General features: G+C 56.1%; 14 protein-coding genes. 8 read left to right on the top strand and 6 right to left on the bottom strand.

The features are described from left to right. On the bottom strand, positions 1-240 hold the full coding sequence (locus SR894_RS07055) for a type II toxin-antitoxin system Phd/YefM family antitoxin (protein ID WP_022523990.1): 240 nt from the start codon (positions 238-240) through the stop codon (positions 1-3). A gap of 248 nt (positions 241-488) precedes the next feature. Between SR894_RS07055 and SR894_RS07050 the strand changes: the two genes are divergently transcribed. Together SR894_RS07050 and SR894_RS07045 are read left to right on the top strand one after the other, a co-directional pair. Beyond that, positions 489-854, top strand: a complete 366-nt coding sequence (locus tag SR894_RS07050) for a hypothetical protein (protein ID WP_133730402.1) — start codon at positions 489-491, stop codon at positions 852-854. Between the two features lie 10 nt (positions 855-864). Further along, positions 865-2,883: a pyrroloquinoline quinone-dependent dehydrogenase gene (locus SR894_RS07045; RefSeq protein WP_133730401.1), complete on the top strand. Its 2,019-nt coding sequence runs from the start codon at positions 865-867 to the stop codon at positions 2,881-2,883. An 81-nt stretch (positions 2,884-2,964) separates the two neighbouring features. On the opposite strand, the gene SR894_RS07040 is transcribed toward SR894_RS07045, so the two are convergent. Genes SR894_RS07040 through SR894_RS07030 form a run of 3 tightly spaced genes read right to left on the bottom strand, consistent with a single transcriptional unit; the run spans position 2,965 to position 6,734 of the window. Then, the gene (locus SR894_RS07040) at positions 2,965-4,086 is read right to left on the bottom strand and encodes a hypothetical protein (protein WP_133730400.1); all 1,122 of its coding nucleotides are present in this window, start codon (positions 4,084-4,086) and stop codon (positions 2,965-2,967) included. 34 nt (positions 4,087-4,120) lie between these two features. Then, the gene (gene leuA / locus SR894_RS07035; protein ID WP_133730399.1) at positions 4,121-5,827 is read right to left on the bottom strand and encodes a 2-isopropylmalate synthase; all 1,707 of its coding nucleotides are present in this window, start codon (positions 5,825-5,827) and stop codon (positions 4,121-4,123) included. A 16-nt stretch (positions 5,828-5,843) separates the two neighbouring features. After that, the gene (locus tag SR894_RS07030; protein WP_133730398.1) at positions 5,844-6,734 is read right to left on the bottom strand and encodes an ion transporter; all 891 of its coding nucleotides are present in this window, start codon (positions 6,732-6,734) and stop codon (positions 5,844-5,846) included. A 175-nt stretch (positions 6,735-6,909) separates the two neighbouring features. On the opposite strand from SR894_RS07030, the gene SR894_RS07025 reads away from it, so the two are divergent. From SR894_RS07025 to SR894_RS07000, 6 genes are all read left to right on the top strand, one after another. Next, the gene (locus SR894_RS07025) at positions 6,910-9,750 is read left to right on the top strand and encodes a monovalent cation/H+ antiporter subunit A (protein WP_133730397.1); all 2,841 of its coding nucleotides are present in this window, start codon (positions 6,910-6,912) and stop codon (positions 9,748-9,750) included. Beyond that, positions 9,750-10,082, top strand: a complete 333-nt coding sequence (locus SR894_RS07020) for a Na+/H+ antiporter subunit C (protein ID WP_022523997.1) — start codon at positions 9,750-9,752, stop codon at positions 10,080-10,082. Before SR894_RS07025 ends, SR894_RS07020 begins: the two co-directional genes overlap by 1 nt. Then, positions 10,079-11,590 (top strand): monovalent cation/H+ antiporter subunit D, encoded by a 1,512-nt coding sequence (locus SR894_RS07015; RefSeq protein WP_133730396.1) that lies wholly within the window; start codon positions 10,079-10,081, stop codon positions 11,588-11,590. The genes SR894_RS07020 and SR894_RS07015 overlap by 4 nt, the downstream gene beginning before the upstream one ends. After that, positions 11,587-12,084 (top strand): Na+/H+ antiporter subunit E, encoded by a 498-nt coding sequence (locus SR894_RS07010; protein ID WP_008958595.1) that lies wholly within the window; start codon positions 11,587-11,589, stop codon positions 12,082-12,084. Before SR894_RS07015 ends, SR894_RS07010 begins: the two co-directional genes overlap by 4 nt. After that, on the top strand, positions 12,078-12,347 hold the full coding sequence (locus SR894_RS07005) for a K+/H+ antiporter subunit F (protein WP_008958594.1): 270 nt from the start codon (positions 12,078-12,080) through the stop codon (positions 12,345-12,347). Before SR894_RS07010 ends, SR894_RS07005 begins: the two co-directional genes overlap by 7 nt. Positions 12,348-12,414: 67 nt before the next feature. Beyond that, positions 12,415-12,801, top strand: a complete 387-nt coding sequence (locus SR894_RS07000; RefSeq protein WP_133730710.1) for a Na+/H+ antiporter subunit G — start codon at positions 12,415-12,417, stop codon at positions 12,799-12,801. 193 nt (positions 12,802-12,994) lie between these two features. Here the strand turns inward: SR894_RS07000 and serB are convergent, their stop codons facing one another. Continuing rightward, a complete protein-coding gene (serB, locus tag SR894_RS06995; RefSeq protein ID WP_133730709.1) occupies positions 12,995-13,921 on the bottom strand; it encodes a phosphoserine phosphatase SerB in 927 nt (308 codons plus the stop codon). A 3-nt stretch (positions 13,922-13,924) separates the two neighbouring features. Continuing rightward, positions 13,925-16,180 (bottom strand): DNA topoisomerase IV subunit A, encoded by a 2,256-nt coding sequence (gene parC, locus SR894_RS06990; protein WP_244286484.1) that lies wholly within the window; start codon positions 16,178-16,180, stop codon positions 13,925-13,927. Positions 16,181-16,212: the final 32 nt, after the last annotated feature.

Genomic DNA, 16,212 nt, shown 5'->3' with positions numbered 1-16,212 from the left:
TCAACCTCCAAACATCTCAGCTATTTCCTCCTGCCCCATACGATCAAAGTCATTAGGTATCTTAAACTGGCCTGCCAGAAATCCCAGACGCTTTTGCTGGCCAGAAGCAGGGCTATCAATGGCCGTCACGCGTGCCATCGGTTTGCCTGCTTTGGCAATAATAAACCCCTCTCCCTCGGCAGCCCTCGCCACCAGCTGAGACAAACGTGTTTTAGCTTCGTGAATATTGATAGCCTCCATATAAAATCTCCTAAAAATGCGACTTGGTTAGTTAGCTTAGTTTAATAGGTTTAGTTTAGCTGAGGCGCACGCTTTTACAATGCCTCCCCTTCATTGAATAAACAGCACTAGGTGTTGCTACAGTTAATCAAGACATGTCACCCAGATCGTAAAAATATCGTTTTCTGCTAAAGTTATAGTGCTAACGATTTCCGACGTTGAATTAGCCTCAACGTTGGGCATCCCACTCAGCAGGAGGCCATAGCGTTATGTCACCATCCCTCTCGTCCAGACCGGGCGCTCTCGTCCTCTTAATAGCCTCGCTTACCGGGCTTGCCATCGCTGTATATGCCTATTTCACACCACTAACCGGAGTCACTGGAACGCTCGGGGCACTGGTCGCCATTGTGGCCTGCATTGCCCTTGCGATGATGGCGTTACTCCTCTTTAAAGTTAAAGGACGTGGCGCTTCCATCGCCCTGCGGATACTCATCCTGATGGGGCTTGCCGGTACATTTTTCGCCGGGATGCTGCTGCATCAGTGGTGGATCAGTGCAGCCATGGTAGTCGGTCTGATCGGCTTGATTGTTGATATGGTTCGCGCAACCCATCACGCCCGTCTCACCCACACCTGAGGAGCCGCCCATGCCAACACTACTATCCACCCCGTTTAAATCGATAACTCCAGGCTTAGGCGCAGTCACCGCCCTGGCGATGTGTTTTACGCCCTTGCCGTTACTGGCTCAGGATAAACCCAGTGAGCAGGAGAATCCCGAGCAAGAAGAAGCGCCCAGTCGCGCTCCCATCCCGTTGGTGCCTGGCGAGCCGACCTGGGATAGCTTCCATGGCCAGCTTAATGCCCAAAAATATAGCCCGCTTGATCAAATCAATACTGATAACGTCGGCGAGCTGGAGAAGGTATGGGAAGTGCATACCGGCGATGTCGCGGATGGCTCAGGTGAGTTGCCAGCCACCGTTTGGTCAGCGACCCCGGTGTTTGCTAACGATACTCTTTATATTGGCACCCCCTTCTACCGCATACTCGCGTTAGACCCCGGTAGTGGCGAAGAGAAATGGAGTTTCGATACTCAATCATCCCTGGAAGCACTAACTCAACCCGCTTTGAAAAACCGTGGTGTGGCCTATTGGGAAGCCGACGATCCGGTAGCAGGCGAGCCCTGTCAGAAAATTATCTATATGGGCACCATGGATGCACAGCTGTTCGCGGTCGACGCCGATAGTGGCGAACAGTGTGCCGATTTTGCCAATAACGGTGTGCTCGACGTCAACCAGTGGAACGACACCAACGACCGCTGGCCGCTTTCGCTATTACAACCCCCTACCGTGGTGGGAGACCACTTGGTGCTCGGCTGGGCGGGGATGGACTGGGCCTACGAACAGGCGCCACCCGGCACCGTTTACTCAATTAATGCCCGCACCGGAGAGCGTGAATGGACGTTCCAGGCACTTTCAGATGAGATGCGCGATCAAAGCGGCACTGCCAACGTTTGGACACACATGTCTGCCGACGAGGAGCGCGGCTTAGTTTACTTGCCGGTTTCCTCACCCTCACCGAACTACTGGGGAGGCAATCGCACCGAAGAAGTGCCTCTGGGCACATCCACCACCGCCCTGGATATCGAGACCGGCGAAGTGGTTTGGTCGCGGCAGTGGGTGCATCACGATATCTGGGATTATGATATCAATGCCGCACCAACGCTGATGGACATCACAGTGGATGGTGAAGAAATACCGGCACTCATCCAAGCAACCAAGATGGGCTTTCTGTTCGTGGTTAATCGCGAAACAGGCGAAGACGTTTGGCCGATTGAGGAGCGCCCGGTACCCAGCGGAGACGGCAGCGTTGAGGGCGAAGTTTACGCGCCGACCCAGCCTTTCCCGACTAAACCGGCACCGCTGTTAGATCAATCTGAAAAGCCCAATGTCTGGGCGCTGGCCGACGCGGTTAGCTTTGGGGAGTGCTCTGCGCTGTGGGACGACCTTCACTATGAAGGTATGTACACCCCGCCCACTACCCAAGGCGAAGGCACGCTCGGCTACCCGATCAGTGCGGGCGGCGTACAGTGGGGCGGCGTGGCCTTTGATCCTAAAAGCCAGACGGCGATCGTCAACACTTCGCACATTGTGCAGTACATTAAGCTCTACAATCGAGAAGAGTATGAAAAGGCAGATAGCGGCTCCGGCAACGAAAGCGGCTTCGCCCCCCAGGAAGGCGCGCCCTACGGGATGCGTCTTGAGGTAGCACTTAATCGGCTAGGCATGCCCTGCTGGGAGCCACCCTTTGGCGAGCTTGTCGCTCTGGATATGACCAGCGGTGATATCAAGTGGCGTCGTCCGGTGGGTGCATCGCAACAGTATGGCTTTTATATGCCTGAGAGCTGGGGCTCGCCCACCATCGGTGGCCCGGCCGTCACAGCAGGCGATATTATCTTTATTGGCGCTTCCATGGATGCCAAGGTGCGTGCCTACTCCCTTGAAACCGGTGAGGAGCTCTGGTCGGATCAGACCGAAGCCCCCTCCGTCTCGAACCCCGCGGTCTACGAGTACAACGGTCGCCAATATGTCGCCTTTGTTTCCGGTGGCAATACCATCCTGAAAGATCAGGTAGGTGATCAGATCGCGGTCTACGCGCTGCCAGAATAACCCTTAGCGTAGATAAAATGATAAACGGGGTGGCCTCTGAGGCCGCCCCGTTTACGTTAACAACTACTTTCTCTCACTGCTTCAGCCAAGATCACGGGTCTGAGGCTTGGTACGCCTGGCTAACTGATTGTTTGCCGCCCTAAAGCATACCCGCATCAGCGGCACCAGCAGCCACAGTATCGGCGTGAGTAGCCAGCGGTAGATAAAGCGCGCAATGAAGAGTACTGGAAGTAGCACGATGAACCAGATAAGAAATTGGCCAAACCAAATTGGCCAGCCTAGCCAGGAAGAGAGGTTGGCGCCAAGTGCGCTCACAAGGCTTGGATGGCGAACCACTACATAGGCAGTGCCCGCCACCGCGGCTACTTTGGCCATACGTGGCAACGCCGCAAAACGCCCGCCACCACTCATTAACGCGCCTTGGCGCAAACCAGCACGAGTCCCCTGGGCTTCCACACTGCCCACCCGGGCAGCACGAGCGGCCTTGCCTGCCCGCAGCACCTTCACGGTGCTGGCCATCACGAGTAGATCGACACCGGCCCAGCCTAGATCGGCGGCGCCAATGTCGTCACCCCGCCGCCACTGGCTTTCCAAATCGCGTAGCCCGCTGGTGAAGAAATCGCCTAGGCCCGCAACCAGACGCTCACCCTGTAGCCACTCCACGTCGCCTTGTTCACTGACCACAAACTGGTTGAGCAGCGCGTGACCATTGGCATCCAGCAGCACAATGCCCATCTGGCCGCGGCGGTAAGGGGTGAATGCTGAATTCGCTTCTCCCTCCTCATCGCTCCACCAGCGGTTGAACTGCTGATAACGCTCGCCGACCCAGTGCTGCGCCCTCAGCGTGGCCACATCGTGACTGCGAAAGTAGCTAATGGGCAGAACGGCATCAGCCCCATAGCGCACCAGTACTCGCTGAAAATCGGGCAGTAAGCCGTACTCCACCAGTACATCGCGGGCTATATCACCATGGCGCAACATCGCCAAAGAGGCGCTCATCCACAGCGCCTGATCGTCAGCATAGCTGAGAAACAGCGCATTGAGCTCCGGTGTTTCCTGCTGTAGTGACGCCTCCAGCGAAGGCAGCGCCCGCTGAGCTTCCAACCGAACCAGTTTGGACTCAAACGGCTCATGGGAAGCTAAGGTTGCTGCTAGCCCGGCGATCACTATCGCGGTTACTACCACTATCTGCCAGGGCCGCATCGCACTCCACCTCACTTAATTGGTAACCGCAGGCTTACCCCAACGTCTCCGCCGTTACGTTGGCCGCCGCAGGCTGGGTCGAGTGGTGGCGATTGATCGCGCTCAATACCCCCTTCATGGACGCGCTGGTAATGCTTTCATCGTTACCGACACCGAATACCGCTTTGCCATCGATACGCACTTCCACGTAGGCAATGGCTTCAGCGTCGGCGCCCTGGCCACGGGAGTGCTCGTGGTAGTCAATAATCTCTACATCGTGCCCTGCGGCTGCCAGCGCTTTAACAAAGGCCGCTAACGGGCCGTTGCCCTCGCCCTTTAACGTTTGCCGTGTGCCGTTCTCCTCAATCACGGCGTCCAGCGTAACTTTGGGGCTGTCAGGTTCAGACGACAAACGGTGGTTAACCAACGCAAAGGGCACTCGCTGCTCCAAATACTCATCCGAGAACGCCTGATAGATCATCTGCGAGGTGATCTCACGACCGGTGCGCTCTGCCACTTCCTGCACCACTTGGCTGAACTCGATGGAAAGCCGACGCGGTAGCTCAATACCGTGTTCCTGCTCAAGCAGATAGGAAACACCGCCTTTACCCGACTGGCTGTTAACCCGAATCACCGCTTCGTAGCTGCGGCCCACGTCCAGCGGATCGATAGGCAAATAAGGCACATCCCAAACGGCATCCGGATTAGCGCGGCGATCCGCCATGCCTTTTTTGATCGCATCCTGGTGGGAGCCGGAGAAGGCGGTAAACACCAGGTCGCCCACGTAGGGGTGGCGCGGATGCACCGGCAGTTGGTTGCAGTACTCCACCTCGCGCATGATCGGGGTGATGTTAGAGAAATCGAGCCCTGGATAGACGCCCTGGGTATACATATTCATCGCCAGGGTGACGATATCGACGTTGCCGGTACGCTCGCCGTTTCCAAACAGCGTGCCCTCAACGCGATCAGCCCCGGCCATCAGCGTCAGCTCTGCCGCTGCTACGCCAGTGCCGCGGTCGTTGTGGGGGTGAACGCTGACAATCAGATGATCACGATTTTTGACGTGGCGGCAGAACCACTCAATTTGGTCGGCGTAGTTGTTGGGCGTGGCGACTTCTACCGTGGCAGGCAGGTTCACGATCATGGGCTTATCGGCGCGGGTGCCGTAAGCGTCCATGACCGCTTCGACGATTTCAACGGCAAAATCCATCTCGGTGGTAGTGAAGAGCTCCGGTGAGTACTGAAACGTCCAGTTGGTCTCCGGCGCGGCGTCCATCTGGGCACGAATCTGCTGGGTTGCTTCGACGGCGATTTGCACACACTCGGCTTTATCGACATTGAACACCACCCGGCGAAACATAGGATCGGTGGCGTTATAGACGTGGACGATGGCGTTTTTGGCGCCTTGTAGCGCTTCGAAGGTGCGCTCAATCAAGTGCGGACGCGCCTGGGTCAGCACTTGAATGGTCACATCGTCAGGAATTTTATCCTGCTCAATCAGCGAACGTACAAAATCGAAGTCAGTCTGCGAGGCGGAGGGAAATCCCACCTCAATCTGTTTGAAACCGACACTTAACAGCATGTCGAATAAGCGCTGTTTGCGCTCCTGATCCATGGGGTCGATCAGCGACTGGTTGCCATCGCGCAGGTCAACGCTACACCAGATAGGCGCCGTTTCAATACGCTTGCTCGGCCACTGGCGGTCGGGCAGATCAACGGCCACAAAGGGGCGGTACTTTTTGGCAGGATCAGTCAACATCATGGCGGCTCTCCTAAAATCAGTCAGTTGTGGGCTTGTCGCTGTGCTTACCGCCCGCGTCATTCTGGTGTGTGGGGGCTGTCGAGTATGCTTGAGAGAGCGCTGACTCCATGCGGTCAAGCTGCGCTTTCAGCCCTCGAACATCATTGCGCAGCGACTGCAGCTCGGCTTCTTCACCTTCGCCGTTGTCCAGCGCCATTTGCGCGCTCTCTTTCTGCATCACGTCCAGCACAATACCAATCATCATATTGAGAAAGATAAAGGCGTTCAAAAAGATAAAGGTGAGAAAATAGATCCAAGCGTATGGGTAGACCTCCATGGCCGGATACAGCACAGCGGTGGCCCAGCTCTCAAAGGTCGCCACCTGAAATAGCGTTAGCATGGCCAGGGAAATATTACCCCACAGCCCCTCGTCTACATTGTGAAACAGAAAGCTCCCAATGGCGGCGTATATATAGAAGATGATAAACATCAGCAGTACCACATAGCCCATCCGTGGCACCGACTTCACCAGGGCGCTAAGGAGCATCTGAAGCTCTGGAATCATCGACACCAGGCGCAGTACCCGGAAGATACGCAGCAGCCTAGCCAGTAGCACCATTTCCGAGTCATCCATGGGGATGAGGCTGGCAGTCACAATCAGAAAGTCAAAAACGTTCCAGCCCTTTTTAAAGAAGTCGAGCAGGGTGCGCTCTGCAGCCATTCTGATTAAAATCTCAATCAGGAAAAATATCGTTACCGCAATATCGAGATAGAGCAGCCACTGCTCAACCTGAGTGGTTTCGTCATAGGTCTTTGCCCCGATCACCAGGGCAGAAATGACGATAATGGCGATCACTACCGCTTCAAAAAACTTGTTTGACCGCAGCTTTTCAAATCGGGACTGCCAGGTAGTAAAGGGCTCGCTCATGTAACAAAAAATCTCTCAACGGTTAATCCGCACACTTTATACTAAAATTACACGCCTGCTACACAAGTGATATCCTGTTGTTTCACTTGATGTATCCTACGCCACCAGAACGCCTCTTTAGACGCCCTGTTGGTACTCTTTTGACTTTTTTTACTTTAGCCGCTGGATGATCCCCATGACACTGCTTTGGATAGCCTTATTGCCTCTGCTAGGCGTACTGGTGCCGGCACTCACCGCACGGCGCGGGCGCGGTTTCTGTTCCCTTGCAACGGCGGTGCTGCCCGCTACCGCCCTAGTAATGACGCTACTCAACGTGCCAGCTCTTTTAGATGGCGAGCAGCTACGTTTTTCGGCTACCTGGATGCCGGAGCTGGCATTGAACCTGGCGTTCCGCCTGGATGGGCTATCGCTGCTGTTCAATCTATTGATACTCGGCATCGGTCTGCTGATTATTCTTTATGCTCACTACTATTTAGCCAAAGACGAACCCTATGGCCGATTTTACGCCTTCCTGATGCTTTTTATGGCGTCAATGGTAGGTATTTCCATGTCGGACAACCTGATTCTGCTCTGGCTGTTCTGGGAGTTAACCAGCCTCTCTTCGTTTTTGCTGATCGGCTACTGGTCGCACCAATCGGATGCCCGTAAAGGCGCACGCATGGCGCTCACAGTCACCGGCGCGGGCGGCCTTGCGCTATTGGCAGGCTTACTGCTGTTGGGCGATATGGCGGGCAGCTTCAATATGGGCGATGTACTGGCTAGCGGCGACGTGATTCTGGCCGATTCCCGCTACCCGCTTATGCTGGGTTTGGTACTGCTCGGGGCCTTTACCAAATCGGCGCAATTCCCGTTCCATTTTTGGTTACCCCACGCCATGGCAGCGCCCACGCCGGTGTCGGCATACCTGCACTCAGCCACCATGGTTAAAGCGGGGATCTTCCTCATGGCGCGGCTCCACCCTGCCATCGCGGGTAGCGAGCTGTGGAGTGTGGTGGTCTCCCTAGTGGGCATCGTGACGATGCTGTATGGCGCTTGGTTTGCACTGATGAAGACGGACCTGAAGGGTATTCTGGCGTTCTCCACCGTTAGCCATTTAGGCTTGATTACCGTGCTGCTGGGTATCGGCAGCCCCATGGCGATTTTAGCGGCCCTGTTTCACATTCTGAATCACGCCACCTTTAAGGCCGCACTATTTATGAGTGCCGGCATTATCGATCACGAGACCGGCACCCGGGAGCTGAAACAGTTGGGCGGGCTGAAAAAAGCCATGCCAGTGACGGCGCTCTTGACGACGCTGGCGGCAGCCGCAATGGCGGGCGTACCGCTATTTAATGGTTTCTTATCCAAAGAGATGTTCTTTACCGAGGCGCTAGCGACGCCCGTGTTAGGCGGCCTGAGTTGGCTATTGCCCGCGCTGGCAGCACTGGGAGGTATCCTCTCTGTGGCTTACTCGCTACGTTTGGTACACGCAGTTTTCTTCAAACCGGCTCGTGAGGCCCCTCCGAAGACGCCTCACGAGCCCCCGCACCTTATGCGTTTGCCGGTAGAAATATTGGTAGTCCTGTGCGTGGTAGTGGGTCTTTTCCCGGCCTTTATGGCAACGGGATTGTTAGAGCTCGCCAGCCAAGCGGTGATTGGTAGCCCGTTAGATTTCCACCTGGCTATTTGGCACGGCGTGAATCTACCGCTCATCATGAGCTTGCTCGCCTTCGTGGTGGGTATCGCACTCTATTGGCGCCATGGCGAGGTGCGTCGATTTACCCAGCAGTTTGCCGGGGTCGATGCCCGACGGGTATTTGAGCGCATGCTTGTCTCCATGGGCTATCGCGCCGAACAGTTTATTGCCGCGCTGGAAGGCAATTCGCTACAGCGTTACGTGGGCTGGCTCTGGCTAGGCGCATTAGTTATGGGTGGGATCGGCCTGGTTCAGGTCACCGACTTAACGGGTGCTGCCGGCAATCAGGAGCTGGATGGTATCCTTATACTCGGGGCGGGAATGCTGATGTTTGGCGGCGTGGCCACCGCTGCCACTCACCGCTACCGGCTGATTTCTCTGCTGATGCTATCGGTCGTCGGGCTCTTTGTGGCGCTCACCTTTGCTCGTTTTTCGGCGCCTGATTTGGCACTTACTCAGCTTTCGGTGGAAGTCGTCACCATGATTCTGCTGATGCTGGCGCTATTTTTCTTGCCCCAGAAGACCCCACGCGAATCCAGCCCATTGCGCAACGTTCGCGATATGTTGCTAGCCGGCACCCTTGGCTTGGTGATTGCAAGCCTTAACTATGCGGTCATGACCCGCGAGACGCTGTCGATTTCCAGTTTCTTTGTGGAGAACAGCAAGCCCGGTGGTGGTGGCTACAATGTGGTCAACGTGATTCTGGTCGACTTCCGGGGATTCGACACCCTGGGTGAAATCACCGTACTCGCCATCGCAGGCCTGGCGATCTTTAAGCTGCTGAACCGCTTACGCCTGTTTATGCCGCACAGTGACGGCGAAGGCCGGGTATGGTCACCTGACCGCTACCCAGCGGTACTCACGTCAATTTCAATGACGCTGCTGCCACTAGCGCTGTTGGTATCTGCCTTTATCTTCCTGCGCGGCCATAACCAGCCGGGGGGTGGCTTTATCGCGGGGTTGATTACTGCGGTAGCCTTGATCCTGCTGTACATGGCCCGGGGTGTGGCGTGGGCGCAAGAGCGTTTGGACTTCCCTTTCCAACCGGTAGCCGTCATTGGGGTGGCGATAGCCACTCTAACCGGGCTGGGCAGCTGGCTATTTGGTCACCCGTTCTTAACATCCGCATTTGGCTATTTCAGCCTACCGCTCATCGGTACCTTTGAATTGGCCACCGCGCTGCTCTTTGATCTGGGTGTCTACTTAGCGGTGGTGGGCGCTACGCTTATGATTCTTGCCAACCTTGGTAAGGTCACCACCGCTCACCGCCCGGTGACCGAAGCAAGCGAACAGGATGCTGATGCCAACGCCGCCGCCACCTCTGCCAAGGAGCCTCGTTAATGGAACTGCTTTATGCGATGACCACCGGTGTATTGACGGCTTCTGGCCTCTATCTAACGTTACGCGGCCGTACCTTCCCGGTCGTGGTGGGCCTTACGCTGCTCTCTTACGCAGTGAATTTGTTCCTGTTTTCAATGGGGGGACTAACCACTGATGGAGCTGCCATTGTCTCCGAGGGTGCAGGTTTCGCCGACCCGCTGCCCCAGGCACTAGTGCTCACGGCCATAGTGATCGGCTTTGCGATGACGGCGTTTGTGGTGATCCTGGCCATGCGGGCGCGGAGTGAAGTGGGGAACGACCACGTCGACGGTAAAAAGGAAGACCGAGAATGATGCAGCATCTAATTGTTTTCCCTGTCGTTCTGCCGCTAGTCGCGGGCATATTACTGCTCTATCAGCGCCAAGGATTAGTGCGTTACAAGCGCACGGTGAGTGTTGCTGCCACAGTGCTACTGCTGCTGGTCGCGATAGGCCTATTACGCCAAGCCGCCAGTGGTGAAGTCACCTACTACGCACTGGGTGACTGGCAAGCCCCGTTCGGCATAGTGTTAGTGCTGGATCGCCTCTCGGCGTTAATGCTGCTGCTGACCGCCGTATTGGCTGTTGGCGCTGTGGTGTTTGCCTGCGCCGGTGACGATGAAAAAGGCAGCAACTTCCACGGCCTTTTTCAGTGGCAATTGCTAGGCATTAACGGTGCTTTTTTAACCGGTGATTTGTTTAACCTGTTCGTCTTTTTTGAAGTGCTACTGCTGGCGTCCTACGCCCTGCTGCTTCACGGCGGCGGCAAAGCGCGCATTCAAGCCAGCGTCCACTATGTGGTGCTCAATCTGGCGGGGTCCTCGCTGTTTCTGATTGCGGTGGGGATTCTGTATGGCGCTACGGGCACGCTCAATATGGCCGATATGGCGATCCGGGTAGCCGAACTACCCGAAGAGCGTGACGGCTTAGTGAGCGCTGGGGCACTGATGCTGCTGGTGGTGTTTGGGTTAAAAGCCGCCATTCTGCCGCTCTACTTCTGGCTGCCCAAAGCTTACGCCTCGGCCCCCGCGCCAGTGGCGGCGCTGTTTGCCATCATGACCAAAGTGGGTATTTACGCCATTCTGCGCGTCTACTCGCTCATTTTTGGCGATAGCGCTGGCGGTTTGGAGGCGCTGGAACAGCCCTGGGTATGGTGGTTATCGCTTGCCACTCTGGCGGCCGCTGGCGTTGGGGTAATGGCTGCACGGGACTTACGACTGCTGGTTGCTTATTTGGTGCTGGTATCAGTGGGTACGCTGCTGGCAGGTATCGGCATGCGCTCGCCACAGGCGGTCTCTGCGCTACTCTACTATCTGATTCACACTACGTTGATCACCGGTGGTCTATTCCTGCTAGCGGAAATGATTGGCCTCCAGCGCGGCAAAGCGGGCACTCGTATAGTCAAGGGCCGCCCAATGGTGCAGGGCGCAGCACTCGCCATGCTGTTTTTTGTCGGCGCTATCGCCGTCGCAGGCGTCCCGCCGTTCTCCGGTGCTTTCGGCAAAGCATTGATGCTCAATGCTGCCGAAGGTACCCAACGACTATGGCTATGGCCGTTGCTACTGCTAACCAGTTTAGCCTCGCTGATCGCCCTTTCCCGGGCAGGCTCTACGCTGTTTTGGCGTAGCCATCGGGGCACGATCAGCGGTACGCCGCTTTCCCGTTGCCAGTGGTTTGGGGTTATTTGGCTGCTGAGTGCAGCCCCTCTATTAGTCGCCATGGCCGGGCCAGTGAGCAGCTACACTCAAGCCACGGCTGAGCAATTAGCCAACCCACAGGTGCTGATTCGCACGCTACTACCTGATGCTGGAGATGCCCAATGATTGCTCCGCGCTCCTGGCTACCCACGCCTGTTTTATCGATACTACTGCTAGTCGTTTGGCTGCTGCTGGTACGCAGCTACGCCTTTGGTCAATTCGTACTCGGTGGCTCGTTAGCCATTTTGATCCCTCTGCTGACCCACCGCTTTTGGGATGCGCGACCGCTTATCGCCAAACCTTTCGCGCTTTTGCGGTTTATTTTCCGGGTGCTGGGCGACATTATCACTGCCAACTTTGAAGTGGCTTACTTGATCGCCAACCCGTGGCGCAAACTTAAGCCTCACTTCATTGAATATCCACTTATGCTCGAAGAGCGCTTCACCATTACGCTGCTGGCCAGCACGATCAGCCTGACACCGGGCACCGTATCAGCCAATCTACGCATGGATGGCAAGTCGCTGCTGATTCACGCCTTAAACGTGGACGATGAGGAGGCGCTGATTAACCAGATTCGTGAGCGCTACGAACGTCCGCTCAAGGAGATTTACGAATGCTGAGCATTGCGCTTTATATCACCTTAGCTCTCGTGGTGATGGCACTGTTGATGAATCTCTACCGGCTTACCATCGGCCCCAGCCTGCCCGACCGGGTACTCGCCCTGGACACTATGTACGTCAACTCGATTGCACTGATTGTGCTGCTGGGGCTATGGCTGAACAGCAAAACCTATTTCGAGTCAGCGCTGCTGATCGCGATGCTAGGTTTCATCAGTACTGTAGCGGTGTGCAAATATATTCTGCGCGGAGATATTATCGAATGATGAACGTGATCATCGCCTCCCAAAAGAGGCAGCCGCAATGCCAGAAAGGATTATGCCGGGGGGCGTTATGTCAGGAGTAATAGAGGCGGTTATTTCGCTGCTGCTGGTTGCTGGCGGCATCTTTGTGTTTATTGGTTCGCTAGGGATGGCCCACTTGCGTGACTTTTATATGCGCCTGCATGGCCCAACTAAGGCCACCACTCTGGGTATCGGCTGTATGCTGATCGCTTCGATGATGTATTTCTGGAGCGTGGAGGGCAAACCCGATATTCAGGAAATGTTGATTACGCTCTTCTTGTTCATTACCGCCCCCGTTAGTGCCCACTTGCTGGCCAAGTCCGGCTTGCACCTGCGTTTAAAGCACGCTGATAAAACCCAGGGTAAGCCGGTAGAGCTGCGTCCAGAAGAAGTCGGCGATAAACCGGTTCCCCACCCGGATAAAGGTCATGGCTAAAAACGATAACAATAAAAACGCCTGCCTAAGTGAGCGGGACTTTAGCTCACAACCAACTGGCTTCCAGCATACATAGTCCCACAGTGGGAGGTAGCTTTAGCTCGCGACCCTTTAGGCTGATAATATTGGGGAGCATTCTGCTCCCTTCGCCCGCTGAAGCGGCCTCCCACAATTAGCTTCCAGCCGCATTACATTACGGGGTTAAATCCTGCTGGTGATAGCCCAGTAGATAGAGCACACCATCAAGGCCCGAGGTTGAAATCGCCTGGCGTGCCTGGGCCCGCACCAAGGGCTTGGCCCGAAACGCAATCCCCATCCCCGCTTTGGCAAGCATTTTGAGATCATTGGCGCCATCCCCCACCGCAACCGTTTGATCCAGAGTAAAACCTTCTCTTAGCGCAATGGACTCTAATAGCTCGGCTTTTCGCTCGGCATCGACGATCGGTTCGCTTACCTCGCCGGTTACCCTGCCATTTTCGATAACCAGTTCATTGGCATGGATCTCATCAAAGCCCAGCTTCTTCTGCAAGTGGCGAGCAAAGTAGGTAAAGCCGCCGGAGAGAATCACAGTGCGATAGCCTAGGCGTTTCAGGTTGGCCATTAAGCGCTCTACGCCTTCCATAAGCGGTAGTTCCTCAGCGATCTCCGCCAGCACGGACTCATCCAAACCATCCAGTTTGCTCATCCGCTCCCGAAAGCTTGCCTTAAAATCCAGCTCGCCACGCATGGCACGCTCTGTGACTTCAGCGACTTCATCCCCCACGCCGTGGCGGCGGGCCAGTTCGTCAATCACTTCAGCTTTGATCAGCGTAGAGTCCATATCGAAACAGACCAAACGGGGCTGAACGTGATCGCGGGTATTCGCTTGGACAACAATATCGACACTCAGGGTTTCGCTCAGTACCAATGCCGCATTGCGGACAGCTTCAATATCCACCTCACCTACCAGACGGTACTCAATACAGTCGATGCACTTATTCTGCTGTAACGAGGCGTCGGCAAGGCGCTGGGTGCTCTTTTCTTGTAGGCCAAACTGCACGATCAGTGCATCTACCTGGGATTGAATATCTGCGGATAAACGCGCCGCTAATACGGTTAGGATCAAGTCACCGCCTGCCATCATTTACTCTCCTGCCTCTAAACGGTCAACTTTTTGGAACCCTCGGGGCAGCTTGCTGCCGCGTCGGCCACGCTCGCCGCGATAATAGGCCAGATCGTCGGCTTTTAGGGTTAGCTTGCGCTTACCGGCATGAATCATCAGCGCGTCACTAGCAGCAAGCACCACAATGCCGGTAACAAACTCCTCCCGGCGGGCGGCGCGTGGGCCAGGGATATCGAGCATCTTATTGCCTTTGCCTTTGGACATTTCCGGTAGTTGATCCAAGGGGAATAGCAGTAATCGGCCCTCGTTTGAAACCGAGGCAACCCACAGCTCGTCACCCTCTGGCACTTCAACCGGCGCCATCACATTGCAGCCTTTGGGCAGGCTAAGCACCGCTTTACCGGCTTTGTTTTTACCGATGAGCGTATCGAGCCGCGCCACAAAACCATAACCGCCGTCAGTGGCAAGCACGAAGCGCCGCTCCGGCGGTGCGAACATCAGCCCCGCCATTTTCGCCCCGGCGGCAACGTTAGCACGCCCGGTGACCGGCTCACCCTGGCCCCGCGCACTGGGTAGGTTATGCGCCGACAGCGTATAGGCACGCCCGGTGTCATCCAGCAGTACCAGGGGCTGATTGGTTTTACCTTTCGCCGCCAGTTGGAAGCTATCCCCGGCTTTATAAGAGAGCCCCTCGGGATCGATATCGTGTCCCTTGGCCGCTCGAATCCAGCCTTTATCGGAGAGCACCACGGTAATCGGGTCGGCACCCAACAGCTCCACTTCTGAAAGCGCCTTCGACTCTTCACGCTCGACCAGCGGTGAGCGGCGCTCATCGCCATGCTCTTTACCCGCCGCGCGGATCTCTTTTTCGATCAGCGTAGTGAGCTTGGCTTCGCTGCCCAGCAGCCCCTCTAAATATTTGCGCTCTTTTTCCAGCTCATCCTGCTCGCCGCGAATTTTCATCTCTTCGAGCTTGGCAAGGTGACGCAGGCGCAGCTCTAAAATGGCTTCCGCTTGGCGCTCGGAGAGACTAAAGGTCGCCATCAGCGAAGCTTTCGGATCGTCCTCTTCACGAATGATGCGGATCACTTCGTCCAGATCAAGGTAGGCAATCAACAAGCCTTCCAGGATATGCAGTCGGTCTTCGACTTTGCCTAAGCGGTGCTCTAACCGACGGCGCACCGTGCTGCGACGGAACTGCAGCCACTCACCCAGCATTTCCGGCAGCGGCATGACCCGTGGGCGGCCGTCCAGGCCGATCACGTTCATATTCACCCGCACGTTCTTTTCCAGATCGGTGGTGGCGAACAGGTGCGCCATCAATGACTCTACGTCAATGCGGTTGGAGCGTGGTTCAATGACCAGGCGAGTCGGCTCTTCGTGGGTCGACTCATCGCGCAGGTCAGCCACCATGGGCAGCTTTTTGGCCTGCATTTGCGCGGCAATCTGCTCCAATACTTTGGCACCGCTGACCTGATAGGGCACGGCGGTGATCACAATATTGGCTTCTTCGCGGATGTAGCGGGCACGCAGTTTGACCGAGCCACGACCGGATTCGTAGAGCTTCCGAAGATCCGCGGGCGGGGTAATAATTTCCGCATCGGTGGGAAAATCCGGCGCGGGCACGAATTCCATTAAATCGGCAGTCGTCGCCTTGGGATTGCGCAGCAGATGACAGGTAGCTTCAACCACTTCCGACACGTTATGAGGGGGAATATCGGTGGCCATGCCAACCGCAATCCCCGTGCCGCCATTGAGCAGCACATGGGGTAACTTGGCCGGCAGTACCAGCGGCTCCTGCATGGTGCCATCAAAGTTGGGCGCCCAATCGACGGTGCCTTGGCCTAGTTCACCCAGCAGCACTTCGGCGAACTTGGAAAGCTTGGCTTCGGTGTAGCGCATGGCGGCGAAGGATTTGGGGTCGTCGGGACTACCCCAGTTGCCTTGGCCGTCTACCAGCGGGTAGCGGTAGCTAAACGGCTGCGCCATGAGCACCATGGCTTCGTAGCAGGCGCTGTCGCCATGGGGGTGGAATTTACCCAGTACGTCACCGACGGTACGCGCCGACTTTTTGTACTTGGCATTGGCGTGCAGCGCCAGCTCGCGCATGGCGTAAATGATTCGCCGCTGCACGGGTTTCATGCCGTCGCCGATATTGGGCAAGGCGCGGTCGAGAATGACGTACATCGAGTAGTCGAGGTACGCTTTTTCAGTGTAGTCGCGCAGGGAGAGACGCTCGACGTCTCCTTCCGCTACTTGAATATCCATGTCGATCATATCCTACCTTGACAACAAAACCGCCCCTGTTG

The organism is Vreelandella neptunia, from assembly GCF_034479615.1.
Taxonomy (GTDB): Bacteria; Pseudomonadota; Gammaproteobacteria; order Pseudomonadales; family Halomonadaceae; genus Vreelandella; species Vreelandella neptunia.
The sequence above is the reverse complement of the archived record's forward strand: the minus strand, read 5'-3'. Positions and strand labels throughout refer to the sequence as shown.